A 23,524-nucleotide genomic window follows, 5' to 3' on the forward strand; every position below is an offset into this window, starting at 1 on the left:
GGTCTGCGGCGATCCGTCGATAGCCTGGACCAGGCGTGCCGACGACCGACACCCAGACGAACGAGCTCATCCACCGGGCGATGGAGGCCGCGCGCGAGCTCACCGGGCTCAAGCTGGCCTACGTGACCCAGTTCCTCGACGGGGCGCAGCACGTCCAGGCCATGGATGGGGACAACGGCCCGTTCGGCATCAGCCTCGACGCCGCCTACCCGCTGGAGACGACGATCTGCCAGCGGATGGTCGACGGCCGCCTCCCGCGCGTCATGGCGGACACGCACGCCGCCGAGGTCGTCGACGCCTTCAACGAGACCGCCGGCTCGGCGATCATCGGCGCCTACGTCGGCGTCCCGATCCGGCTCCCCGACGGCCGCCTGTACGGCTCGTTCTGCTGCATCTCGCACGAGGCGCACCCCGAGCTGACCGAGCGCGACACGGCGCTGCTGCGCATGTTCGCGCGGCTCGTCGGCGACCAGATCGCGGAGATCCAGAAGACGGACGCCACGCAGCGCGCGCAGAACGAGTTCCTCGCGTCCGTCTCCCACGACCTGCGCTCCCCGCTGATCGCCGTCCGGAACCTGGCCGAGGACCTCGCCGCCGGCTACGACGACCTGGACCCCGTCGACACGGGAGCGGTCATCGAACGCGAGGCGCAGCGCGTGTTGTCGATGGTCGACGACATCCTGCTGGTCTCCCGCCAGCGGGCGGGCGCACTCACCGTGGACCTCGCCGCGGCCGACCTCGCCGACGTGGTGCGCTCCAGCGCCCGGTCTGCTGCGACCGTCGCGGGCGCCGACGGCGGCCGGATCGCGCTCGCGGTCCCGGACGAGCCCGTCACCGCCGAGGTCGACGCCGCCCGCGTCGCCCAGGCCCTGCAGAACCTGATCGAGAACGCCCTGAAGTACTCGCCGCGTGGGGGCCCGGTCGACGTGCGCCTGCGACGCGAGGCGACGGTCGCGGTCATCGAGGTCCAGGACCGCGGGATCGGCGTCACGCCCGCCGACCAGGCCCGGCTGGGCGAGCGCTTCTTCCGCGCCAGCACCGCGACGGCCCATGGCATCAAGGGCATCGGCCTCGGGCTGGCGACGGCGCAGGCGATCGCCGCGCTGCACGAAGGCACCCTGAGCACGACGTCCGAGCCGGACGAGGGATCGACGTTCACGTTGATCCTGCCGCTCGCGGCGGCGGCGGATCGCGCCTGACGCCGGTGCATTGACCCGGGCGCCGACCTGAGGTATAGTTGCGCGTGCAACTACTATCCGCCGTTCGGACGAAAGGCACACCGTGCAGCTCCAGGGCATCCACCACATCACCGCGATCACGGGCGACGCCGCGCGCAACGTCGAGTTCTACGCGGGCGTGCTGGGCCTGCGGCTCACGGCGAAGACGGTCAACCAGGACGACCCGACCGTCTACCACCTCTTCTACGGCGACGAGCAGGCCAGCCCGGGCGCCGACATCACCTTCTTCGAGTACCCGCACGCGATCCCGGGGCGGGCCGGTGCGGGCATGGTCCACCGGATCGTCTGGCGCGTGGCCTCCCCGGAGGCCCTCGGCTTCTGGGCAGAGCGGCTGACGGCGGCCGGCACGGCCGTCGAGCGCACCGCCGACGGGAGCGTCCGCTTCACCGACTTCGAGGGACTCGGGCACGAACTCGTCGCCGTCGACGTGCCGGACGCACCGCTCGTCGCCGACCACCCCGACATCCCCGCGGCCCACGCACTGCAGGGCTTCGAGGGCGTGCGCGCGTACAGCGGCCACCAGGAGGGCAGCGACGTCGTCCTCGAGAAGCTGATGGGCGCCGCCCGGCGCGGCGAGGACGCGTGGGAGGTCCGCGGGGACGAGCGCGGCGGCTGGATCGCCTTCGACCCGCCGCCGGCCGAGCCGGCGCGGCAGAGCGCGGGGACCGTCCACCACATCGCCTGGGGCACGACCGACGCCGACGCCCCGCGCTGGGTGAAGACCCTCGACGAGGTCGGGCTCGGGAGCAGCGGCATCATCGACCGCCACTACTTCCACTCGGTCTACTTCCGCGAGCCGGGCGGCATCCTCTACGAGCTGGCCACCGACACGCCGGGGTTCACGGTCGACGGCCCGGTCGAGGAGCTCGGCCGCCGGATCATCCTGCCGCCGTGGCTCGAGACCGAGCGCGAGCAGATCGAGGCGCAGCTCACGCCGTTGCCGGACCCGCGCGCCGATTGGGCGCCCCGGGCCTGACCGCCGCCGGATATGGTCGGGCCTCACTACTCGGGAGGCCCGAATGAGCACCGTCACGCCTGTCCGCCTCATTGCCGTCGATGACCTCGGCGACTCGCAGGTCACCGTCGTCGAGACCGATCACGGCAAGCTGGCCGTCGGGCTCAGCGCCGGGACGCCGTTCGCGGTCTCCAACCGGTGCCGGCATCTGCTGGCGTCGCTGGGCGAGGGCAAGGTGACCGACGACGGCTGCCTGGAGTGCCCCTGGCACGCCGCGCGCTTCGACGTCGCCACCGGCAAGATGGTGCGAGGCCCCCAGGGCGCCTTCAAGCCGATCGCCGGCGCCGTGAAGGGCACGCTCGGTGCGCGACCGTTGAAGACCTATGCGGTCGAGGTGCGGGACGGCGCCATCTGGCTCGTCTGACCGGGCCGGCGTGGCGGCGACGCCCATCGGGCGCGCCTGCACCGGACACCCGCCGGGTCCGCCCCAACCGGGGGGTGACGGCGACCGGGCCACTTCCCGCGCGTGCGCGACGGTGGTTGGCTGCTGCCATGACCGCCGTCCACCGCGCGTGCCCTCCGGCCCCGCTCCGCTGCCGCTCACCGCGCGACGCGACCGCGTGACCGTCGCCGCGCGTAGGATCGGCGGATGACGGCTCGGCCGGGCGCACAGGCGCCGCACATCGACGCGATCGAGATCGTCGTCGACCTGCTCGCCCAGGTCGAGTCCGATGACGCTCCCGGCTCGTTCTACAACCGCCTTTGCGAGGCGCTCTGCCTGCTCACCTCGATGGACCGCGCGGTGCTGTTTCGCTACGACGCCGCCATCCGCCGGGTGACCGCCGCAGGCGTCCACGCGCTCGACGCCTCGCAGTTCAGCGACTTCCCGTTCAACCCGGACACGACCCCGATCGCCCGCCAGGCGCTCGTCGAGGACCGCGTCATCGAGGTCCCGCAGGAGGCGGCGGCGCTGCTGCCCGAGCGGTACAAGGGCCTCATGGACGACACGATCCTCGTGTGCACCCCGATGGCCGCCGCAGGCCGCTGGGTCGGCGTCATCCTGTCCGACCGCCCGCGCAGCGTCGGCCCGCTCGACGGCGCCGAGCGGCACCTGCTGTGGACGCTCGGCAAGACCGCGGCACTGGCCGCGATCGCCCGCATCGCGACCGCCCAGGTCGAGCGCTCCAAGCAGCTCGAGCAGCGAATCGACCTCGCCCGCGAGATCCACGACAGCGTCGTGCAGCGGCTGTTCGGCGTGAACCTCGTCCTCTCCTCCGAGCAGGCGCTGGACACCGAGACGCAGCAGCGCTGCGCCGGCGAGATCCAGGCGGCGCTGGCGGACCTGCGCACGGCCGTCCAGCGGCCGCTCGGTCGCTCCTCGCGGGCGTCGGGCGTGTCGCTGCGCGAGGAGATCGGACACCTCAAGCGGGCGATGGACGCTGAGGCCGGCGGGCCGGAGCTGCACGTGGAGGACGTCGCCGACGCGATGGACCGCCTGGACCCGCCGAGCGCCGCGGTCGCGCGCTCCGTCCTGATCGAGGCGACGCGCAACGCGCGCAAGCACGCCGAGGCCACGTGGATCGAGGTCAAGCTGACCGAGCACGACGACGCGGTCGTGCTCGAGGTCGCCAACGACGGCGTGCCCAGCGAGCGGCCCCCGACCGCGGGCGTGTCCGGCATGGGCCTGCGGCTCGCCGCGTTCGAGGCGCTGCAGGTGGGCGGGGTCGTCGAGTTCGGCGGCCGCGACGGCGGCCGCTGGGTCGTCCGACTGGTGGTGCCGCGCGATGTCTGACTCGTCCGCGCCGGTCCTCCCCGACGCACCCGACCTGACCGACGACCCGCGCGCGCTGCGCGTCCTGATCGTCGATGACCACGACGTCGTCCACTGGGGCTTCCGCGTCATGCTCGGGCAGCAGCCGTGGGTGCAGCGCTGCCTGAGCGCGCGCAACGAGGCCGAGGCCCTCGCCCTGACGACGCGCTACGCGCCGCACGTCGCGCTCGTCGACCTGTTCGTCGGCGCCGAGTCCGGCCCCGAGATCTGCGAGCGGCTGAAGTCGCTGTCCCCCCGGACCCACGTCCTGCTGATCTCCGGCGCCGGGCACATCTCCCCGAACGCCGCGCGGGCCGCGGGCGCGGCGGGCTTCGTATCGAAGGACTGGCCGGCAGCCGACATCGCTCGTGCCGTCCGGATGGTGGGACTCGGGATGACGGTCTTCCCGCCCCGGACCGAGCCGACGGGGACCCGTCTGACCGACCGCGAGCAGCAGGTCCTGGACCTGATGGCGGGCGGTGCGACGAACCGCGAGATCGCGGCGTCGCTGCACCTCTCGCCGCACACGGTCAAGGAGCACACGAGCGCGCTCTACCGCAAGCTCGAGGTCCGCAACCGGGCCGAAGCCGTGAGCCGCGCGCAGCGCATCGGGCTGCTCGGCTGAGTCCGGCCCGCCCGCTGCGCGCCGCAGCCGCGGCCGCAGCGCCACGTCAGCGGCAGCTCAGCGGCCGAGCCTGACGAGCTGGCCGCGCGCCTGGGCGAGCCCCTGCTGCCGGACCACGGCGCGCACCTGGCCCAGGCGGCCACGACGCGCTGCCCTGACGGCCTGCGGGCGCAGCGCGACGCGGACCGTGCGCCGGCCGGCCCCGCCGGCAAAGCGCGCGGTGCCGATGACCGTCCCTGCACGCAGCCCAGCAGCAGTCCGCGCCGCGACCAGGGTGACGGTGCCGCTGCAGGCGGACGAGCAGACGACGGGCAGCTTCACGGCCGAGCGGTTGCCGCTGACGGTCAGCACGGCCGACCGCGCGATCGTCGCCCGCGCGCTCCGCGGCGCAGCGGGCGTGGTGACCGGCGGCGCGGCCGGCGACGGATTCGCCGCCGGCTCCGGATCGCCGGCCACCACGAGGAGCGTGGCGGAGGCTGTCCGGTCGGCGCTGTCCGGGTCACGGATCGGGGCGATGTTGGCCAGCGTCGCGGTGTTGACGATCCGACGGGCGACGACCGGGTCGCTCGTGCGCACGTTCACGCACGTCAGCCCGAGGCGGACGTCGAGCGACCCGCCGGTCCCGTTCTGCAGCGTGAAGACGCGGCTCTTCGGCTGCGGCTGGTTGCCGAGCGCGATGATCCCGGCGGGCGCGAGGAACGACGCGACGGCGCCCTTCGCGTCGTCGGCACAGACGAGCGACTCGGTGACGGTGGCGCCCGCGGGCACGGAGACCGTCCGCCCGATCTCGTCGATGACGAGGTCGTGGGCGTGACCGGCGGCCGTGCCGGTGCGCAGGTCCAGGCAGCGCCCGGACACCGTGACCGTGGCCCCCGCGTCGAGCACGTCGACGGTGAACGCGCGCCCGCTCCCAGTGCGCTCGGAGCCGACGAGAACTGCGCGGCCGCCGACCACGTCGATGCCCGGTGAGGCGACGCTGCTGCCAGGCGCGCAGGTCAGCGACGCCGTCTGGCGGCCGGTGCCCGCGGGCACCGTGGCCGTTCCGAGGCCACCGAGCGACAGCGCATGCGAGTGCCCGGCGGCATCGCCGGTGCGCGCAGGGAGGCAGAGACCGGAGAGCTTGCCCTGAGCGCGGCCGGTCGCCCGGTTCGCGATGGTGGCGGTCGCGGCTCCCGTGGACGTCGAGACGAAGCGGACGAGGTCGACGTCCGCGGCGCTTCCCGTGCCCTGGTCGACGCTCACCACGCCGAACGAGGTGTCCACCAGCAGCCCGCCGCCGGGGCAGGCGAGCGCTGCGGTGACCGTCTGCCCCGGATCGAGCGCGACGTCCTGGTCGATCTTGTCGACGGCCAGATCGTGCTGGTGCGCGACGGGCGTGGCGACCGCGTCGACGGTGACCGTGATCGTGAAGGTCCGCGCCTGCCCGCTGTCGAGGCCGTCGGCCGTGCAGGTGACGGTGGTGCCGGCCAAGGTGCAGCCGGAGTTCGCCCCGGCGAACGTCACGCCGGAGGGCAGCGCGTCGGTCACCGTGATGGTGCGGGCGTCCGCCGGTCCGTCGTTGCGCGCGGTCAGCGTGTAGGTGCGCGTCGCACCCGGGGCGGCGGTCGGGGTGTCCACGGTCTTGGCGAGCGACAGGTCGGCGCTGTCCTCGACGCGGGAGTTCGTGGTGCCCGTGTTGTTGGCCGGGATGTCGTCCACGATGGCGGCGTTCGCCACCGAGGTCGCCGTCGCCGTGACCGTCCCCGTCGCGGTCGGGTTCACGGCGTAGGCGATCGTCCGCGTGGCCGCGGTGCCGGCGGCCAGGGCACCGACGCTGCAGGTCAGCGTCTGGCCGCTCAGCGTGCAGCCGCTCGGCGTCGCGGCGAGCGTGGTCTGCGCGGGGATCTGGGCGGTGAACGTCGAGGACGGGGACGACACCGGGCCGTTGTTGCGCACGGTGTAGGCCACGGAGAGGGCATCGCCGGCGCGGACGGGGTCCGGGGTGGACGCGACGGTCATGGCGAGGTCCGCCGGCTCGTCGGCGACGACCTCCACGTCGAGGAACTGGTTGCCGCCGGTGTCACGGGCGCGGACGGCGAGGAGGTTCGCTGCGCCCGCCGTCACTGCGGCGGCGGGGACAACGAACTCGAAGTCGGTGCCGCCCGTTGCGCAGGCGCGGCGGGTGTCGATGTTGGAGCCCACCTGGACGCCGTTGAAGTACACGGTCACGGCGTCGTCGACGCGGCCGCGGATGGTCACGCGGCCGACACGCGCCGGGACGGCGACCTGCTTGCGCACGAGCAGGTCCGTGTTGCTCCCCTGCCAGGTGGTCACGACGGGTTGGCTGCACGACGCCCCGGGGTTGCCGAAGCCGGCGGCACCGTTCGCGAACCCGGTGTCGGCGAAGGCGACGGCCTCGAATCCGGGGGTGTGGTTCAGCGGACCGACCCTGTACCGATAGCCGCCCGACCCGTAGGGCGACAGCGTCACCGTCGCGGCTTGGGCCCCGGCGGCAAACAGCACGGAGGCGAACACGACGAGCGCGGCCGCGCTGGAAAGTCGAAATCCGTGCATGTTTTGAAACTACTGTTTTTCCGAGTGCAAAGCGCGCCCAGTGTGCGGTCGCGCCGGCTGCCGGAACCCTTACATCAACCGATGTCACGGTCGGCTCGATTTCGGCTAGGGTCGCATGATGGTCGAGAAAGCGGCAGAACCCACCATCTCGGCGGTGCGACGGCAGGTGATGCGCGCCGCACGGGCGATGACGTTTCCGCTGGTCCCCGACGACTACCTGGGGCTGCTGAACCCGGCCTGGTCGGCCCGTGAGCTGACCGGGACGATCGTCCGCCTGAAGCCCGAGACAGCGGACGCGACCACGGTCGTCGTGAAGCCGTCGTTCCCCTGGCCGGGGCACCGTCCCGGCCAGTACCTGCGCATCGGCGCGGAGCTCAACGGGATCCGGCACTGGCGCGCCTACTCGCTCACGAGCGACCCGGACCATCCCGAGGGCCTCGTCTCGATCACCGTCAAGCACGTCGACGAGGGGCTGATGTCCCCGTGGTTCACGCGCCGCGTGCAGCCGGGGACGATGGTCTACCTGGGTGAGGTCGAAGGCGAGTTCCGCCTCCCGAACCCGCTGCCGCAGAAGGCGCTCTTCATCAGCGCCGGCTCGGGGGTCACGCCGATCTGGTCGATGATCCGCGAGCTCGAGCGTCGTGACGGCTTGGCCGACGTCGTCCACATCCACTGCGCGCGCGAGCCCGAGACGGTCATCTTCGGCAAGGACCTGCGCCGCATGAACGGCCAGTACGACGGCTACACGCTGCACGAGCACCTCACCGGCCAGGTACCGCGGATCACGCCGGAGTCGCTCGCGGAGGTCGTCCCCGACTGGGCCGAGCGGGACACGTTCCTCTCCGGCCCGCGCGAGATGATGGACATGTTCGAGGAGCACTGGAAGGACGCCGGTGACCCCGAGCGCCTGAACATGGAGCGCTTCCAGCCGGTCATCGGCACGGGCGACGCCGAGGTCGGCTCCGGCGGGACCGTGCGCTTCCGCGTCACCGACGTCGACGCGTCGTGCGACGTCGGCGTGTCGATCCTCGTCGGCGGCGAGGAGGCCGGCGGACTGCTGCCGTACGGCTGCCGACTGGGGATCTGCCACACCTGTGTGGGCAAGCTGCACTCCGGGCAGGTCAGAGACCTGCGCACGGGTGAAGTCCACGGAGAGCAGGGCCAGACCATCCGCACCTGCGTCAACGCACCTGAAGGCCATATCGAGATCGAGCTGTAGAGGACCACCATGCCTTCCGCCAACGCCACGTACACCAGCGACCACCCGAACCATCCGCTGCACCGGCTCACGCCGGAGCAGATCGATGAGATCGGCGTCGCCTTCCAGGCCATTCACGACGAGGTCCGCGCGGACCTCGGCGATCGCGACGCGGAGTACATCCGCTCGCTGATCCAGTTCCACCGTCGCCTCGGCGCCCTGTCGCGGATCGTCCTGATGGCGTCCCGCTACCCGCCGGCCTGGCTGCTCGGGACGACCGGGCTGTCCGTCGCGAAGATCCTCGAGAACATGGAGATCGGCCACAACGTCCTGCACGGCCAGTGGGACTGGATGAACGACCCGAACATCCACTCCTCGACCTGGGACTGGGACACCGCCTCGACGTCCGCGTCGTGGAAGCACTCCCACAACTACCTGCACCACACGTACACCAACGTCGTCGGCAAGGACAAGGACGTCGGCTACGAGATCATGCGCGTGGACCCCAAGCAGGACTGGGAGCCGCGCTTCCTGGCCCAGCCGGTGGTCAACGTCCTGCTGATGCTGCTGTTCGAGTGGGGCGTCGCGTTCCACGACATGGACATCGAGGCGATCCGCAAGGGCGAGAAGCCGATCAGTGCGCTCAAGGAGGACCTCAAGGGCGTCGCGTACAAGGGCGGCCGCCAGATCATCAAGGACTACATCGCGTTCCCGGCGCTGTCCGGCCGCAAGGGCTTCAAGAAGACGCTGTACGCGAACATCACCGCGAACCTCGTGCGGAACGTGTGGTCCAACGCGATCATCTTCTGCGGCCACTTCCCCGACCAGGCCTACACCTTCACCGAGGAGGAGGCGGCCGACGAGTCCCAGGGCGCGTGGTACATCCGCCAGCTCCTGGGCGCCGCGAACATCGACGGGTCGGACACGTTCCACCTGATGAGCGGCAACCTGAGCTACCAGGTAGAGCACCACCTGTTCCCGGACATGCCGTCCTCGCGGTACAAGGAGATCGCCCCGAAGGTCAAGGCGATCTGCGAGAAGTACGAGCTGCCCTACAACACCGGGCCGTTCCTGCAGCAGTGGCTGATGGTGCAGCGGACGATCCTGCGCCTGGCGTTCCCGGGCGGGGAGCCGCGGCCGAAGTCGCCGCCGTACGTCGCGCCGCCCGAGGTCCACAAGCCGGGCCCGGTCGTGCACTCCGTGGCCGGGCCGATCCCGGCGTTCCCGTGATCAGCTGACGAGGTCCGCGAGGGCCGGCGCGAGGTCGGGGAAGGCGAACGTGAACCCTTCCTCGCGCAGCCGCTCGCTGACGACGTAGCGGCCGTAGAGCGCGAGGTCCGGGTCGGTCCGCATCAGCAGCGGGGCACCGACGCGGACCATCGTCGCCGTCGCCGGCAAGCCGATCCGCCGGCCCAGCGCGGTCCGGAGCGCGCGCATGAACTCGGCCTGCGGGACGGGGTTCGGGCCGGACGCGACGTACGTGCCGGCCACCGCGTCCTCATCCAGGCTGCGCGTGAAGAGGGCGTTCATGTCGGCCTCGTGGATCCAGCTCATGCCCTGCGTCCCGCCGCCCACGGTCCCGCCGAGGCCGAGGCGGACGAGCGTCCGCAGCCGGCTCAGCGCGCCGCCGCCGGCACCGCGGTCGCGGCCGACGACGAAGCCCGTCCTGAGGACGACGCCGCGCTGGCCCGGGAGCACCGCGGCGGCGAACGCCGCCTCCCACGCCTTGGCGACGAACGGCGCGAGCCCTTCGCCGTACGCCGAGGACTCGGTGCAGACCACCTGCGGCGGGTCCCCGTAGATGTGCGCCGTGCTCATCTGGACCCAGACGGGCGGCGGCACGTCGACGGTCCTCACTGCGTTGCCGAGCACCGTCGTCGACTCCACCCGGGAGCGCAGGATCTCGTCGCGGTGGTCGGGGGTCTTGATGCAGTCGACGGTCCTGCCTGCGAGGTTCACGAGGCCGGCGGCGCCGTCGAGCTCGCGGGTCCAGTCGCCCGGCGTGCGGCCGTCCCAGCGGGCGTGGCGCCACGGGCCGCTGACGGGCGGCGGGGTCCGGGACAGGATCACCACGTCCCGGCCGGCGGCGGCAAGCACGTGGGCGAGCGACACCCCCAGGAACCCGCTGCCTCCGGCGATGACGACACGCTCTTTGTCCATCCCCGAGACGCTACCGCGGCCGCCGACCGGGCTCCCTCACCGGCGCGCGGGGATCAACAGCCTCTTCCCCGCAGCCCGCTCCGGGAAAAGGCTGTTCATCGGCAGTGGGTCACTTCTTCCTTGTCGCCTTGGCCGAGCGCGGGAGCGCAACCGATCGCGGGGCCCGGGACATCGGCACGCCGCCGTAGATCACGCGGCCCTTCGCGTCCCCGTAGCGCAGCCACGGGACCGTGCCCTGCTGGTCCACGCCGGGCTGCCTGAAGTCGCAGACCCCGCCCGGGAACGCCGCCTGCAGCTGCGCCCACTGCGCGTCGGTGAAGCTCACGCCGTAGGCGCTGCGGTCCAGCGGCCGGAGCCGGCACTTGTTCGCGTCGGTCGTGATCGCGTCCCCCGCCGCGGTCCGCGGGGTGCCGTAGATGGGGACGACGAGCTCGCCGCAGCGGCCGTCGCGGAGCTTCGGCCCGACGCCGCTGAAGCACTTGTCCCCCAGGTCGGCGGGCTTGGACCGCACGAGCTTCTGCGCGACCGACCCGCTGCTCGTGTCCTTCTCGACCGCGGCGAGCCAGCGGTCCATGGCGATCAGGCTGAGCTGCGCGCACTGCGTGTCCCCGACCAGCGGGGCCGCCCCCTCCCAGATCAGCTGGTTCGCGTGGGAGCCGTGCTCGCGATCGAGGCGCGCGCGGACGGCGTAGGCGCGGTAGGAGTCGTGCGCGGCGCCCGGGTCCGGCCCGCGGCAGTCGATGATCGCCGTCTGGTCCAGGTTGTTCGCCGAGTTGATCATGCCGCTGCGGTAGGCGCGCGCCAGCGCCGGCCGGTCGGCGGTGATCCGCGCCGCCGTCGGGGTGATGTCGATGTCCAGCCCGCCGATGCGCGCGTTCAGGTCGGCGAACTGCCCCGGGGTGATCTCCCCGGCAGCCAGCGCCTTCAGGCCGTACTGCACGCCGACGTTGTCGACCGCGATCCCTGCGAAGCCGCGTCCCAGGGCCCGCTCGTTCTTCGTCCACACCGACTGGTCGCGCGGGCCGAAGACGTTGATGGCGAGGTCCGACACCGAGCAGCGCACGCCGCCGGGGTTCGTGTCGGGGTGGTAGCGCTGTCGATCGGAGATCCCGCCGCACTCGTGCGTCGGGACGATCGCGTTGAAGAACCCGATGTCGCTCACGATCGCGTTCACGGGCAGCAGGTTGCCCTCGACCGTGGCGAACTGCGTCGGCAGCCACGCGACCCCGGGGCTCCACCGGCCCGGGTTCTCGAAGTACGCACGCAGCAGGTGGTAGTCCATCACCTGCGTCGCGCTCGACCAGGTGTCCGGGAACGAGCACGTCGGCAGGATCCCCTGGTAGATCCCGGGGTAGGCGTTCGAGATCCACTGCACCGCGAGCGACCCGCCCGAGCAGCCGGTGCCGATCGTGTAGCGCAGCTGCCCGTAGGCCTCGATCACGTGCTCCTTGGCCATCATGAGCGACTCGGCCTGGGTCGTGACGTCGCAGTTGTGGCCGCTGTTGTTCAGCGCGGTCGACATGACGACGAAGCCGCGGCCGAGCGCATACTGGACGCTGTCGGCCAGGATCCCCTCGGGGACGGCGACCGGCAGGCCCAGCAGGTCGGCCGGGTTGTAGCTGAGCACGCTCGGCGCGTTGCCGGTCGCGTAGTCGACGTCGCAGCTCGCGCCGTGGGTGATCAGCAGCTTGCGGTTGAACTGCGGCTGCGGGTCGGCGGCCGTCCAGGGCTTCGCCGGGTCGAAGAGCGTCGCGATCCGGTACTGATCACGGTCCTGGTAGCCGGTCTCGACGCGCACGACGAACGGGACACTGCCGCCCGTGTCGCTCTTCGTCCGCGCCACGTCCTTCGCCGGCCTACCCGGGTCGTACGGCTGCAGGCCCTTCTTCGTGGGGTCGGTCGACCGGTACACGAACGTGAACGTCGCCGGCTGGTTGCACTGCGCGTCGACCGCCGTCTTCTGACAGGCCCTGGGCTGCGGCTGCGGGCCGGCGAAGACCGGGCCGCCCTGCGGGTGGTTCGTCAGGGTCAGGCGCGCCCCCGAGCCGTCGGGGAGGCGGACCCGGAGGGTGCTCTTCCCGACCTTGAGCCCGGTGATCAGGCCCTCGAGCCGCAGACCGGAGCGCCGCAGTGCCCGCGTCACGCTGCGCTTGCCGACGGCGACGCGGACCGTCTTCCCGCGTGCCCGCGACGGCAGGTCGACGCGGACGAGCGCGTCTCCACCGGACAGCAGGTCGGCGCGGTTCGACAGGACGGAGATCACCGGCGCCGCCGGTGCCTTCTTCGCGGCCTCGGCGGCCGCGGTCCCTGCCGTCGCGACCCCCACGAGCACCGCTGACACCGTCGCCCTCCATGACCCCGGAAACATGGTCGCAGGCTATACGAACGACAGCGTTCGCTGGGAATGACCATGCGGACGAGGCCGCCGGCAACCGCCTACCCCCCACCCGTCGCCCAGCGCCCCCCGCTCGGGGGGTGGCCCTCGCGGCGGCGCCGGAGGAAGCGGAGGGTGCGAAGGGTGAACGATGCTGCCACGCGCACCGCTGTGCTGTTCCCCGGCCAGGGGAGCCACGTCGAGGGGATGGGCGACACGGTCGCTCGGGCCGCTCCCGAGCTGCACGCCCGCTGCCTGGAGCTGGTCGGCGACGACGCGTTCGCCCGTGCCGGTGAGGACACGCGCTTCGCCCAGCCGGCGATCTTCTGCGCGTCGCTCGCCGCGGCGGCCCACGACGGCGTCGACGGCGACGCGATCTACGCCGGCCACTCGCTCGGCGAGATCAGCGCGCTCACCGCGGCCGGGGTCTTCACCCTCGACGACGGACTGCGGCTGGTCGTCGAGCGCGGCCGGCTGATGGCCCAGTCCGCGGCCGACCAGGGCGACGGCACCATGTTCGCGCTGCTGAAGGGCACCGCCGAGCAGGCCCACGAGATCGCCGGCGCGCACGGCGTGACGGTCGCCAACGACAACGCCCCCGGGCAGCTCGTGCTCTCGGGCTCCCGCGCGAAGCTCGAGGAAGCGCAGGCGGCCGCGAAGGAGGTCGGCATCCGCGTCATGCGCCTGGACGTCGCCGGTGCGTTCCACTCCCCCGCCATGGCGTCCGCCGCCGACGGCTTCGCGGCCGCGCTCGCCGACATCGAGCTGCACGAGGCGCGGGTCCCGGTCTTCTCCTGCGCGAGCGCCAAGCCGTTCGCCGACGTCCGGGCCGAGCTCGCCGCAGCGCTGACCTCGCCCGTGCTCTGGCGCCAGACGCTGCTCGCCCTGCAGGACGCCGGGGTCACCGACTTCGTCGACGCGGGGCCCGCGCAGATCCTCGCCGGCACCGTCAAGCGCACGATCGCGGTGGCCGCCAATGCTTGAGCAGGACGCGGCGACGCCGGTCGCCCCCGCCCCCACCCGCACCAACGGCGCCCGCGCCACCGAGCTGCGCACCGCGTCCGTCGCGGGTCTCGGGACGGCGCTGCCGCCCACGATCGTCGAGAACGCCCCGATCGCCACCCGCGTGGGCGTCGGCGACGACTGGATCGAGCGCCGCACCGGCATCCGCCAGCGCCGCCACGCCCGTCCGGGCGAGTCGACCGCGACGCTCGGCGCCGAGGCCGGCCTCGCCGCGCTCGCGGACGCCGGCATCGCCGCCGCCGACGTCGACCTGCTGATCGCCGCGACCTGCACCGCCGACCACGCCATCCCCGGCACCGCGCCCGAGATCGCGCACCTGATGGGCTGCGGCCAGATCCCCGCCTACGACCTCGGCGCCGCGTGCTCCGGGTTCGTCACCGGCCTGGACACCGGCAGCGCGCTGATCGAGAGCGGCCGCCACGACACGATCGTCCTGATCGGCGTCGAGGTCCTCTCGCGCTTCCTGAACCCGGAGGACAAGGGCACGGCGCCGATCTTCGGGGACGGGGCAGGCGCCGCGGTCCTGACCGCGAGCGCACTCGGAGGCGCCGGCATCGACCTCGCGGTCATGGGCAGCGACGGCAGCAACGCCGAGTACATCATCGCCCGCCGCGAGAACCCGGTGATCGTCATGGACGGCCACTCGACGTTCGGCGCGGCGGTGTCCCGGATGTCCCAGGGCGCGCTCGACGCCTGCGCCGCGAGCGGCCTGACGCTCGACGACATCGACCTCTTCGTCTTCCACCAGGCCAACGCGCGGATCCTGACCTCGGTCGGGGACCGCCTCGGCCTGGACCCGGCCAAGGTCGTCAACGCGATCGGGGAGATCGGCAACGTCAGCGCCGCGTCGATCCCGATGGCGCTGCAGCACGCCCGCCGCGCGGGGCAGCTGAACCACGGGGACCGCGTCCTCTGCGGAGCGTTCGGCGCCGGCCTCACCTGGGGCTCCTGCATCCTGACCTGGACCGGCCCGGGCAGCACCACGGCCGGAGGCCACGCCTGATGGCCCGTGCCTTCCCGACCGAGCGCCCGGAGGGGTGTGCCCTCGTGACCGGTGCCTCCAAGGGCATCGGCGCCGCGACGGCGATCGCCCTCGCGGCCGACGGCTGGGCCGTCGGCGTCCACTACGGCCGGGACGCGGCCGGCGCCCAGGCGACCGTCGACGCGATCACGGAGGCCGGCGGCCGCGCCTTCGCCGTCAGCGGCGACGTGGCCGACCCTGCCGCGCCGGACGCGATCCTGAGCGCCGTCGAAGCGGAGCTCGGCACCGTCCTCGCCCTGATCAACAACGCCGGCATCACCGACGACGGCCTCGCGATGCAGCTCGACGACGACGCCTTCGACCGCGTGATCGCCACGAACCTCGGCGGCGCGTTCCGGCTCACGCGGCGGGCCCTCGGGCCGATGGTCCGAGCCCGCTACGGCCGCGTCGTCAACGTCGCGTCCGTCGTCGGACTGAACGCCAATGCCGGGCAGTCCAACTACGCGGCGTCGAAGGCCGGCCTCGTCGGCCTGACGAAGACGATCGCCGCCGAGGTCGCCCGCCGCGGCGTCACCGTCAACGCCGTCGCCCCCGGCTTCATCGCCACCGACATGACGACCGACATCCCCGAGGGCCAGCTCGGCGCGATCCCCGCCCGCCGCCCCGGCACCCCCGACGAGGTCGCCGCGTGCATCGCGTTCCTCGCCTCCGACGCCGCCGCCTACGTCACCGGGTCCGTCCTGACCGTCGACGGCGGCCTCAGCGCTTAGCCGCACCCCCTTCCCGCCAGACACCGAACAACCAAGGAGCACCACCACATGCCCAGCACCATCACCACCGAAGCCGTCGAGAAGACGGTCGTCGACGCACTCATCTCCTTCGGCGCCGAGCCGTCCGAGGTCGCGCCCGCAACCGAGCTCACGACGCTCGACATCGACTCCCTCGACCTGGCGGAGCTCTCGCAGATCGTCGACGACGAGTACGGCGTGTCCATGAAGAGCAGCGACGTCTCCAAGATCAAGACGGTTGGCGACATCGTCGCGCTCATCGTCTCCAAGGGCTGAGCCCTGATGCGTGACGTCGTCATCACCGGGGTCGGGGCGGTGACGCCCCTGGGCGTCGGTGCCCGCACCCTCCACGAGCGCTGGACCGCGGGCGTCTGCGGGATCGTGGACGGTGAGGCGCCGTGCGCGGAGTACGATCAGGCCGACCACTTCTCCCGCAAGGAGTCGCGCCGCAGCGACCGCTTCACGCAGCTCGCCCTCGTGGCAGCAGCCGAGGCGATCGCCGAGGCCGGTTGGGGCGCGGATGCCGGAGGGCTCCCCGTCGCGCCCGATCGTGCCGGCGCCATCATCGGCACCGGGATCGGCGGGATCGACACGCTGCTCGGCAACTACAAGGAGCTGCTCGGCGGCAGCGCCGTCAGCCCGCTCGCCGTCCCGCTGATGATGGGGAACGCCGGCGCCGCCGCGATCTCCATGAAGCACGACCTCGAGGGTCCGTCCTTCGGCGTCATGTCCGCGTGTGCGGCCGGGACGAACGCGATCGGCGTCGCCCTGCGCGCGATCCAGCACGGCGAGGCGGACGTCATCGTCGCCGGCGGCAGCGAGGCCGCGCTCCACCCGCTGACCCGAGCCGCGTTCGGGGCGCTCGACGCGCTCTCGACGCTCGGCATCAGCCGCCCGTTCGACGCCGACCGCGACGGCTTCGTGATGGGCGAGGGCGCCGGCGTCCTGGTCCTGGAGGCCGGGGATGTCGCCCGCGCCCGCGGCGCCCGGATCCTGGGGACGCTGTCCGGCTACGGCACCACCTCCGACGCGCACCACCTGACCGCGCCGCGGTCCGACGGCAAGCGCGCGTCCGCCGCGATCACGATCGCGCTGGCCGACGCCGGCTTCTCGGCCGACGCCATCGACTACGTCAACGCGCACGGGACGTCGACGCCGCTGAACGACGCCGCCGAGACGGCGGCCCTGAAGGCGTCCCTCGGCGAGCACGCCGCGAAGATCCCGATCTCCTCGACGAAGTCCGCGATCGGGCACCTGCTCGGCGCGGCCGGCGCCGTGGAGGCGGTCGCCACCGTCCTCGCGCTGCGCGACCGCGTGGCGCCGCCGACGCTCGGGCTCGAGACCCCGGGCGAGGGCCTGGACCTGGACTACGTCCCCGGTCAGGCCAAGGCGATGTCCGTCCCCGACGGTCGTCAGGCCCGTGCGATCTCGACCTCGTTCGGGTTCGGCGGCCACAACGCCGTCCTCGTCCTCGAAGCAGCCGAAGCAGCCTAGGAGACCATGACCCCGCCCGCCCTGCAGCTCGCGCCCCGCCCCGACGAGAAGCTCACCGCGCTCGAGCGCCTGGAGGTCCTCTGCGACCCGGGCTCGATCCACCTCCTGCGGACCGCCGTCCGCAGCACCGGCATGGGTGAGCGCGCGGTCGCGGGCGACGGCGTCCTGACCGCGTCCGCCCGCGTCGACGGCCGCCCGATCTTCTGCTTCGCCCAGGATCCGTCGTTCATCGGCGGCTCGCTCGGCGCCGCCCACGCGGACTCGATCGTCGCCGTGATGCGCGCTGCGGGCCGGGCCCGCGTCCCGCTGATCGGCTTCGTCCAGTCGGCCGGCGCGCGCCTGCAGGAGGGGACGGCGGCCCTCGGCGGGTACGGCCGCATCTTCCGCGAGCACGTCGCCCTCAGCGGCGTCATCCCCCAGATCTCGATCATCTGCGGCGCCTGCGCCGGGGGCGGCTCCTACGCGCCGGCGCTGACGGACTTCATCGTCATGACGGAGTCGGCGGCGATGTTCCTGACCGGCCCGGCGATCGTGAAGGAGGTCACCGGCGAGGACGTCGACGCGACGGGCCTCGGCGGCCCCAAGGTGCACGGCCGCAACGGCGTCGTGCACATGACCGCGCCGACCGAGGTCGACGCCGCCCTGCTGGCGCGCGACATCCTGGACCACCTCCCGCAGCACTCCGGCGCCGCGGTGCAGCGCTGGCCGTCCGTCGACCCGCCCGGCCGCGCGCCGGACAGCATCCTGCCGGCGCAGGACCGCCAGGTCTACGACGTGCGCGACGTCGCCAAGTCGCTGGTCGACGGCGGCCGGATCCTCGAGGTGCAACCGAAGTTCGCGAAGAACGTCGTCTGCGCCATGGCCCGCCTGGACGGGCGGGCGATCGGGATCGTGGCCAACCAGCCGCGCTACCTGGGCGGCGTCCTGGACGCGAGCAGCGCCCAGAAGGCGTCGCGCTTCATCCGCACCTGCAACATCTTCGGCCTGCCGCTGCTGGTCCTCGTCGACACGCCCGGCTTCCTGCCCGGCGTCAAGCAGGAGGAGCAGGGCGTCATCCGCCACGGCGCGAAGCTCGTCTACGCGTTCGCCGAGGCGCAGGTCCCGAAGGTCACGGTGATGCTGCGCAAGGCCTACGGCGGTGCCTTCATCGCGATGAACTCGAAGGACCTCGGCGCGGACCTCGTCCTCGCCTGGCCCGGCGCGCAGCTCGGCGTCATGGGTCCGAAGCAGGCCGTCGGCATCACCCAGCGCCGCGCCATCGCCGCGGCCGACGACCCAGACGCCACGCGCGACCGGCTGGCCGACGAGTACACCCGCGACCACCTCGACGTGTCGTCCGCCGCCGCGGGTGGGTTCGTCGACGAGGTCATCGCCCCCCACGAGACCCGCGCGCGGCTGATCGCCGCCTACGCCGGCTTCGAGGGCCACCACCGCACCCAGCAACCGACAGGGAACGTGCCCCTATGACCCCCCGTTTCGTCCGCGACACCGAGGCCGCCGAGGCCGTCATCGACTGGGCCGCGCCGTTCGAGGCGCTCGCCGCGGGACTGACGTTCGTCAGCCGCGGCCGCACCGTCACCGAGACCGACGTCGTGCAGTTCGCGGCGCTGACCGGCGACTACCACCCGCTGCACACCGACGCGCACTTCGCCGCGTCCGGGCCGTTCGGCGAGCGCGTCGCGCACGGGATGCTCACGATCTCCTACGCGGTCGGCCTGGTCCCGCTGGACCCGGCGCGCGTGCTCGCGCTGCGCCGCATCGGGGACGTCGTCTTCAAGCGCCCCGTGAAGCTGGGCGACACGATCCACGTCGAGGGCAGCGTCAGCGGCCTGAGCGCGATCTCCGACGAGGCCGGCATCGTGACGTTCTCCTGGCGGATCAAGGACGCGCACGGCAAGCTGCTGACCCGCGCGTCGATCGACGTGCTGTGGTCGACGGACCACGTCGCGGCGGCCGAGCCCGAGCTCGCCGTGGTCGCGACGGCCACCGGCCCAACCGCCGTCGACCGCGTGGTCGAGGGCATCCAGGCGGTGCCGGCGGCGTACCTCGAGGACCTGCATCCCACCGGGGCGTACTGCCCGGTGCCGTTCTGATGCTGGCCGGCAAGAAGCTCGTCATCACCGGGGTCCTGACCAAGGACTCGATCGCGTTCGAGGTCGCCCGGCAGGCGCAGGAGCAGGGCGCGGACATCGTCCTCACCGGCTTCGGCCGCACGCGGCGCATGACCGAGCGCTCCGCGACCCGCCTGCCCGAGCCCGTCGACATCCTGGAGCTCGACGTCAACAACCCCGACGACCTCACGGCGCTGACCGCCGACCTGCGCGAGCGCTGGGGCAGCGTCGACGGCATCCTGCACGCGATCGCGCACGCTCCCGGGGACGCGCTCGGCGGCGGGTTCCTCCAGGCGCCGACCGCGAGCGCCCTCACCGCGTTCCAGACCAGCGCGATCTCCCTGCGCGAGGTCGCCGTCGCCGTCACGCCGCTGATGGACGAGGCGGGCGGCGGTTCGATCGTCGGCCTGGACTTCGACGCGACCGTGGCGTGGCCGGCGTACGACTGGATGGGCGTGGCCAAGGCCGCGCTCGAGTCGGTCTCGCGCTACCTGGCCCGCGACCTCGGCGCCCGCGGCATCCGCTGCAACCTGGTGAGCGCGGGTCCGATCGAGACCGCCGCCGCCGGCGGGATCCCCGGCTTCGACGGTCTGGCCGGCGCCTGGCAGTCGCAGGCGCCGCTGGGCTGGGACGCGACGGACGCGGCGCCGGTGGCGTCCGCGGTCTGCTTCCTGCTCTCCGACCACGCGCGGGCGATCACCGCCGAGGTGCTGCACGTGGACGGCGGCTACCACGCCATGGGCTCACCGTTGCCGTCGCTGTCTTCCGGGGAGTCCACCGCGCCCCCGCTCACCACCCCGGCCTGACCCCCCCATCGGGCCGAGATGCGACGGGCGTCGACCCGGGTGTCGAAGAGCGCATCTCGGCCCCGGGGGCCGGATGCCGTGCGCCCACGCCACCGGACACGCTGATTCAATGCGGGCATGAGGCACCCACGCCTGATCGCGGCGCTCGCGACCACCACGCTGCTGCTGGCCGCCTGCGGCAGCGACTCCGACGAGGACAAGCTCACCGCGATCATCAAGGACGGCGGGAAGGACCCGAGCACGATCTGCGATCACCTCGCGCCCACCCTGCTCACCGCCTTCGGCACGGTGAAGGAGTGCAAGGCCAAGGCGAAGGCCGACGACGACAAGCAGGACGACGTCAGCATCAAGAGCGTCGTCGTCGACGGCACCGCCGCGACGGCGACCATCTCGGGCTCGCAGGGCAACCAGACGGTCACGTTCGCCCGCCCTGGGTCTGATTGGGTCATCACGGCGATCAAGTAGCCATTGAGCGGAGATTAAGTTAGCTTTAGAGACGGGTCGATCTTCGACCTAAAGCGACCGGACGGCCCCGCGGGCGGATTGTCCAGCCGATCACCAACCTCACCCGAACGGACCCATGGCCATCTCACGCAAGCTGTACGCGCTCCTCGTCGTCCCCACCCTCACCCTCGCCGCGTGTGGCGGCGGTGGCGGCGACAGCGATGAAGACCAGATCCGGTCGATCATCAAGGACGGCGCGAACGACCCGGCGTCGATCTGCGACCACGTCACGCCGGCCCTCCTGAAGCAGCTCGGCGGCACGGTCGATGCGTGCAAGAAGGTCGCCAAGGAGCAGGACGACGGCGACAAGAAGGCCGACGTCAGCAACCTCAAGGTCAACGGCGACTCCGCCACGGCGACGGTCACCGACAAGACCGGCGCGAACTCCATCAAGTTCACGAAGTCCGGGGACGACTGGAAGGTCTCCGGCTGAGCGGTGGCGGCCGCGGCTGACGCCGCGGCCGACCTGCCGGACCGGCCTCCCGCCCCTCGCGGACACCGGACCATGGTCTTCTCACGCAAGCCGCCCGCCGCGCTCATGGCCCCGGCGCTCGCGCTCACCGTCCTCGCCTGCGGCGGGGACGACGGCAGCAGCGACAAGGACAGGATCACGGCGATCGTCAGGGACGTGGCCAGGGACCCGGCGACAGTCTGCGACCACCTCACGCCGGCGCTGCTGAAGCAGCTCGGCGGCACGAAGGCCGGCTGCGTCAAGGCGTCCGCCGCTGGGCGCAAGAACGCGAAGACCTCCCTCGTCAAGGTCGAGATCGACGGCGCGAAGGCCACCGCCACGATCAAGGACGCGGCGGGAGAGGGCGTCATCGAGTTCGTCAAGGTGGACGGCGAGTGGCTGGTCAGCGGCTGACGCGCCACCCGCCGGGTCCGGCGGCAGGAGGGCAACTTCGGGCCCCGAACCCGGGTTGCAGTGCCGATGGTCTCGCGGACTCCACAGATCCAGGCCGGCCGGCGCCGGCTCGCACGCAGGGCGGCGTCCGTCCTGCTCCTGACCGCGGTCGGCGGCGGCCTGCCGGCGGCCGCCGAGGCCGAGGCGGCCTCGCGCACCCCGGTGATCACGGTCATCCGCTGCGTCCCGGCCGGGAGCGCGGCGTGCGCCGGCGGGGTGGCCGTCGCGCCGGGTCGGCTGCTGCAGTTCAGCGGGCGGCGCCTGCGCGACGGGATGCGGGTCAGCTTCCGCTGGCCGACGGGCGCGCTGGCGACCAAGCTCCGCAGCGACCGCAACGGCTACACCGCGCGGGTGCCCGTCGGCACGCGCGCCGGGTCGGTCACGGTGACCGTCACCGACGGCGCCGGCCGCCGCTCGGCGGCGAAGCGCATCCGCGTGCTCGCCGGCGGGTCGACTCCGGCCCGGGCGCCGGTCGTCAGCGGGCTGCCTGACAGCTTCGCGGGCCACGGCATGTGGATCTGGGAGCTCCCCAAGACCGAGGGCGGGAGCGTCGCGGCGATCGCCCGCCGCGCCACCGCGGCCGGGTTCAAGACCGTGTTCGTCAAGGCCGCCGACGGCCGCAACGTGTGGCGGCAGTTCACACCCGCGCTGATCACCACCCTGAAGGCGGCCGGGCTGCGCGTCTGCGGCTGGCAGTTCGTCTACGGCTCCTACCCGACCGGCGAGGCGGCCGCGGCCGTCGAGGCCGTCAGGCGCGGGGCGGACTGCTTCGTCGTCGACGCCGAGACGCAGTACGAGGGTCGCTACTCGGCGGCGTCCACCTACATGAAAGCGCTGCGCGCCGGCGTCGGGGCGGCCTACCCGCTGGCGCTGACCTCGTTCCCGTACGTCGACTACCACCCGTCGCTGCCGTACTCGGTCTTCCTCGGTCCGGGCATGGCGCAGGTCAACCAGCCGCAGGTGTACTGGAAGGACATCGGCGGGACCGTGGACGCGGTGAGCGCCCGGACATTCGCGCAGAACCGGCCGTACGGCGTGCCGATCGCGCCGCTCGGCCAGACCTACCAGAAGCCCGCGGCGTCGGAGCTGCAGCGCTTCCGCCAGGTCTGGCTGTCCTACGGGGCGGGCGGGCTGTCGTGGTGGGACTGGCAGGAGACGACGGACGCTGCCTTCACGACGCTGGCGGCCCCCGTCCCCGCGCCCATCACGCTGCCCGACCCGGGCTGGCCGGTGCTGCGCAAGGGCAGCAAGGGCGACCAGGTCGTCTGGCTGCAGCAGCACCTCACCACGTTCGCCCCGGCCGTGAAGGTCAACGGCAGCTTCGACGCCGCGACCGTCGCGGCGGTCAAGGCGCTGCAGACCGCACGCGGCTTCACGCCGTCCGGGCAGACCGACCCCGCGACCTGGCAGGCGGTGCTGCTCGAGCCGAACGTCCCGATCGACTGGTCCGGGCGCAAGGCCCCGGCGGCCCCGCGCACGGCGGCAACGACCACGGCGCTGCGGTCGGCTGCGGGCGCCCCGCGGACGGACATCCCGACGCAGGGCTTCGGCGGCGCGGGCGGGTAGCGCAGTCGTAGCCCCGGGTGCCGAGCGGGGTTGTCCCCGGACGATGGAGCGACGGCCTTCCCGGAACGCGAAACGGCCTCAACGACGGCGCGCTCGCGACGGTCGGCCGTGCGGACCTTGGTGACCGCGAGTGGGCCGGGGGCAGGAACCGTGGGGGGCGGGCGCGACCGTGCGCGCAACGCGCGGACGGTCTGGCGGACCTGACCCGTCGAATCCTCCGCGCGTCCAAGCCGGCGCCGGCTGCGTGGAGGCTCCCGCGGGCCTGTCCCGTCGAATCCTCCGAGCGTGCGCCAGCGGCGGGGCGGCGGGGCGGCGGCGGCCGGTGGCGTTGTGCCGGGCTGGGAGCCGTGCGATCCACCTCTCGCCCCGCCCGGCAGCAGCCAGTGGCATTCCACCCGGCCGGGAGCCGTGCCATCCACCACTCGCCCCGCCC

At 72.9% G+C, this 23,524-nt stretch carries 22 protein-coding genes; 19 read left to right on the top strand and 3 right to left on the bottom strand.

The window, feature by feature from the left end; genetic code table 11:
• The first annotated feature begins 35 nt into the window (after window positions 1-35).
• The 5 genes from DSM112329_RS22220 to DSM112329_RS22240 all read left to right on the top strand — a co-directional run bounded on the left by DSM112329_RS22220 (window position 36) and on the right by DSM112329_RS22240 (window position 4,628).
• Window positions 36-1,199, top strand: coding sequence for a GAF domain-containing sensor histidine kinase (locus DSM112329_RS22220; protein WP_354698743.1), 1,164 nt, complete (start codon window positions 36-38; stop codon window positions 1,197-1,199).
• An 82-nt stretch (window positions 1,200-1,281) separates the two neighbouring features.
• Complete coding sequence (locus tag DSM112329_RS22225; protein ID WP_354698744.1) at window positions 1,282-2,214, top strand: VOC family protein; 933 nt, start codon at window positions 1,282-1,284, stop codon at window positions 2,212-2,214.
• A gap of 43 nt (window positions 2,215-2,257) precedes the next feature.
• Complete coding sequence (locus tag DSM112329_RS22230; RefSeq protein ID WP_354698745.1) at window positions 2,258-2,617, top strand: Rieske (2Fe-2S) protein; 360 nt, start codon at window positions 2,258-2,260, stop codon at window positions 2,615-2,617.
• A 225-nt stretch (window positions 2,618-2,842) separates the two neighbouring features.
• Window positions 2,843-3,985: a histidine kinase gene (locus DSM112329_RS22235; protein WP_354698746.1), complete on the top strand. Its 1,143-nt coding sequence runs from the start codon at window positions 2,843-2,845 to the stop codon at window positions 3,983-3,985.
• A complete protein-coding gene (locus DSM112329_RS22240) occupies window positions 3,978-4,628 on the top strand; it encodes a response regulator transcription factor (RefSeq protein ID WP_354698747.1) in 651 nt (216 codons plus the stop codon). The genes DSM112329_RS22235 and DSM112329_RS22240 overlap by 8 nt, the downstream gene beginning before the upstream one ends.
• A gap of 57 nt (window positions 4,629-4,685) precedes the next feature.
• On the opposite strand, the gene DSM112329_RS22245 is transcribed toward DSM112329_RS22240, so the two are convergent.
• The gene (locus tag DSM112329_RS22245) at window positions 4,686-7,181 is read right to left on the bottom strand and encodes a DUF11 domain-containing protein (RefSeq protein ID WP_354698748.1); all 2,496 of its coding nucleotides are present in this window, start codon (window positions 7,179-7,181) and stop codon (window positions 4,686-4,688) included.
• A 118-nt stretch (window positions 7,182-7,299) separates the two neighbouring features.
• Between DSM112329_RS22245 and DSM112329_RS22250 the strand changes: the two genes are divergently transcribed.
• The gene (locus DSM112329_RS22250; protein ID WP_354698749.1) at window positions 7,300-8,400 is read left to right on the top strand and encodes a ferredoxin reductase; all 1,101 of its coding nucleotides are present in this window, start codon (window positions 7,300-7,302) and stop codon (window positions 8,398-8,400) included.
• Window positions 8,401-8,409: 9 nt separating this feature from the next.
• Window positions 8,410-9,609, top strand: coding sequence for an acyl-CoA desaturase (locus DSM112329_RS22255; RefSeq protein ID WP_354698750.1), 1,200 nt, complete (start codon window positions 8,410-8,412; stop codon window positions 9,607-9,609).
• Here DSM112329_RS22255 and DSM112329_RS22260 read toward each other — a convergent pair whose 3' ends face one another.
• Both DSM112329_RS22260 and DSM112329_RS22265 read right to left on the bottom strand, forming a co-directional pair.
• Complete coding sequence (locus DSM112329_RS22260) at window positions 9,610-10,539, bottom strand: DUF1731 domain-containing protein (RefSeq protein ID WP_354698751.1); 930 nt, start codon at window positions 10,537-10,539, stop codon at window positions 9,610-9,612. It abuts the gene before it with no gap.
• Between the two features lie 109 nt (window positions 10,540-10,648).
• Window positions 10,649-12,880: a DUF6351 family protein gene (locus DSM112329_RS22265; protein ID WP_354698752.1), complete on the bottom strand. Its 2,232-nt coding sequence runs from the start codon at window positions 12,878-12,880 to the stop codon at window positions 10,649-10,651.
• Window positions 12,881-13,057: 177 nt separating this feature from the next.
• On the opposite strand from DSM112329_RS22265, the gene DSM112329_RS22270 reads away from it, so the two are divergent.
• The 12 genes from DSM112329_RS22270 (at window position 13,058) to DSM112329_RS22325 (ending at window position 23,091) form a co-directional block, all read left to right on the top strand.
• Window positions 13,058-13,897, top strand: coding sequence for an ACP S-malonyltransferase (locus tag DSM112329_RS22270; protein ID WP_354698753.1), 840 nt, complete (start codon window positions 13,058-13,060; stop codon window positions 13,895-13,897).
• Window positions 13,890-14,939, top strand: a complete 1,050-nt coding sequence (locus tag DSM112329_RS22275; RefSeq protein WP_354698754.1) for a beta-ketoacyl-ACP synthase 3 — start codon at window positions 13,890-13,892, stop codon at window positions 14,937-14,939. The genes DSM112329_RS22270 and DSM112329_RS22275 overlap by 8 nt, the downstream gene beginning before the upstream one ends.
• Window positions 14,939-15,688 carry a 3-oxoacyl-ACP reductase FabG gene (gene fabG / locus DSM112329_RS22280; protein WP_354698755.1) on the top strand — a complete coding sequence of 250 codons (750 nt, stop codon included), beginning with the start codon at window positions 14,939-14,941 and terminating at the stop codon, window positions 15,686-15,688. Before DSM112329_RS22275 ends, fabG begins: the two co-directional genes overlap by 1 nt.
• Window positions 15,689-15,736: 48 nt before the next feature.
• Complete coding sequence (locus DSM112329_RS22285; RefSeq protein ID WP_354698756.1) at window positions 15,737-15,982, top strand: phosphopantetheine-binding protein; 246 nt, start codon at window positions 15,737-15,739, stop codon at window positions 15,980-15,982.
• 6 nt (window positions 15,983-15,988) lie between these two features.
• Window positions 15,989-17,200 (top strand): beta-ketoacyl-[acyl-carrier-protein] synthase family protein, encoded by a 1,212-nt coding sequence (locus tag DSM112329_RS22290; protein ID WP_354698757.1) that lies wholly within the window; start codon window positions 15,989-15,991, stop codon window positions 17,198-17,200.
• Between the two features lie 6 nt (window positions 17,201-17,206).
• Window positions 17,207-18,667 carry an acyl-CoA carboxylase subunit beta gene (locus DSM112329_RS22295; RefSeq protein ID WP_354698758.1) on the top strand — a complete coding sequence of 487 codons (1,461 nt, stop codon included), beginning with the start codon at window positions 17,207-17,209 and terminating at the stop codon, window positions 18,665-18,667.
• A complete protein-coding gene (locus DSM112329_RS22300; protein ID WP_354698759.1) occupies window positions 18,664-19,293 on the top strand; it encodes a MaoC/PaaZ C-terminal domain-containing protein in 630 nt (209 codons plus the stop codon). Before DSM112329_RS22295 ends, DSM112329_RS22300 begins: the two co-directional genes overlap by 4 nt.
• Entirely contained in the window at window positions 19,290-20,117 is an 828-nt protein-coding gene (fabI, locus tag DSM112329_RS22305; protein ID WP_354702520.1) for an enoyl-ACP reductase FabI, read from the top strand. The genes DSM112329_RS22300 and fabI overlap by 4 nt, the downstream gene beginning before the upstream one ends.
• A 117-nt stretch (window positions 20,118-20,234) precedes the next feature.
• Window positions 20,235-20,582 (top strand): hypothetical protein, encoded by a 348-nt coding sequence (locus DSM112329_RS22310; RefSeq protein ID WP_354698760.1) that lies wholly within the window; start codon window positions 20,235-20,237, stop codon window positions 20,580-20,582.
• 115 nt (window positions 20,583-20,697) lie between these two features.
• Entirely contained in the window at window positions 20,698-21,054 is a 357-nt protein-coding gene (locus tag DSM112329_RS22315) for a hypothetical protein (protein WP_354698761.1), read from the top strand.
• Window positions 21,055-21,126: 72 nt separating this feature from the next.
• On the top strand, window positions 21,127-21,486 hold the full coding sequence (locus tag DSM112329_RS22320) for a hypothetical protein (protein WP_354698762.1): 360 nt from the start codon (window positions 21,127-21,129) through the stop codon (window positions 21,484-21,486).
• Between the two features lie 66 nt (window positions 21,487-21,552).
• Entirely contained in the window at window positions 21,553-23,091 is a 1,539-nt protein-coding gene (locus tag DSM112329_RS22325) for a peptidoglycan-binding domain-containing protein (protein WP_354698763.1), read from the top strand.
• Window positions 23,092-23,524: the final 433 nt, after the last annotated feature.

It is taken from the genome of Paraconexibacter sp. AEG42_29 (assembly GCF_040581415.1).
In the GTDB taxonomy this organism is placed as follows: domain Bacteria; phylum Actinomycetota; class Thermoleophilia; order Solirubrobacterales; family Solirubrobacteraceae; genus Paraconexibacter.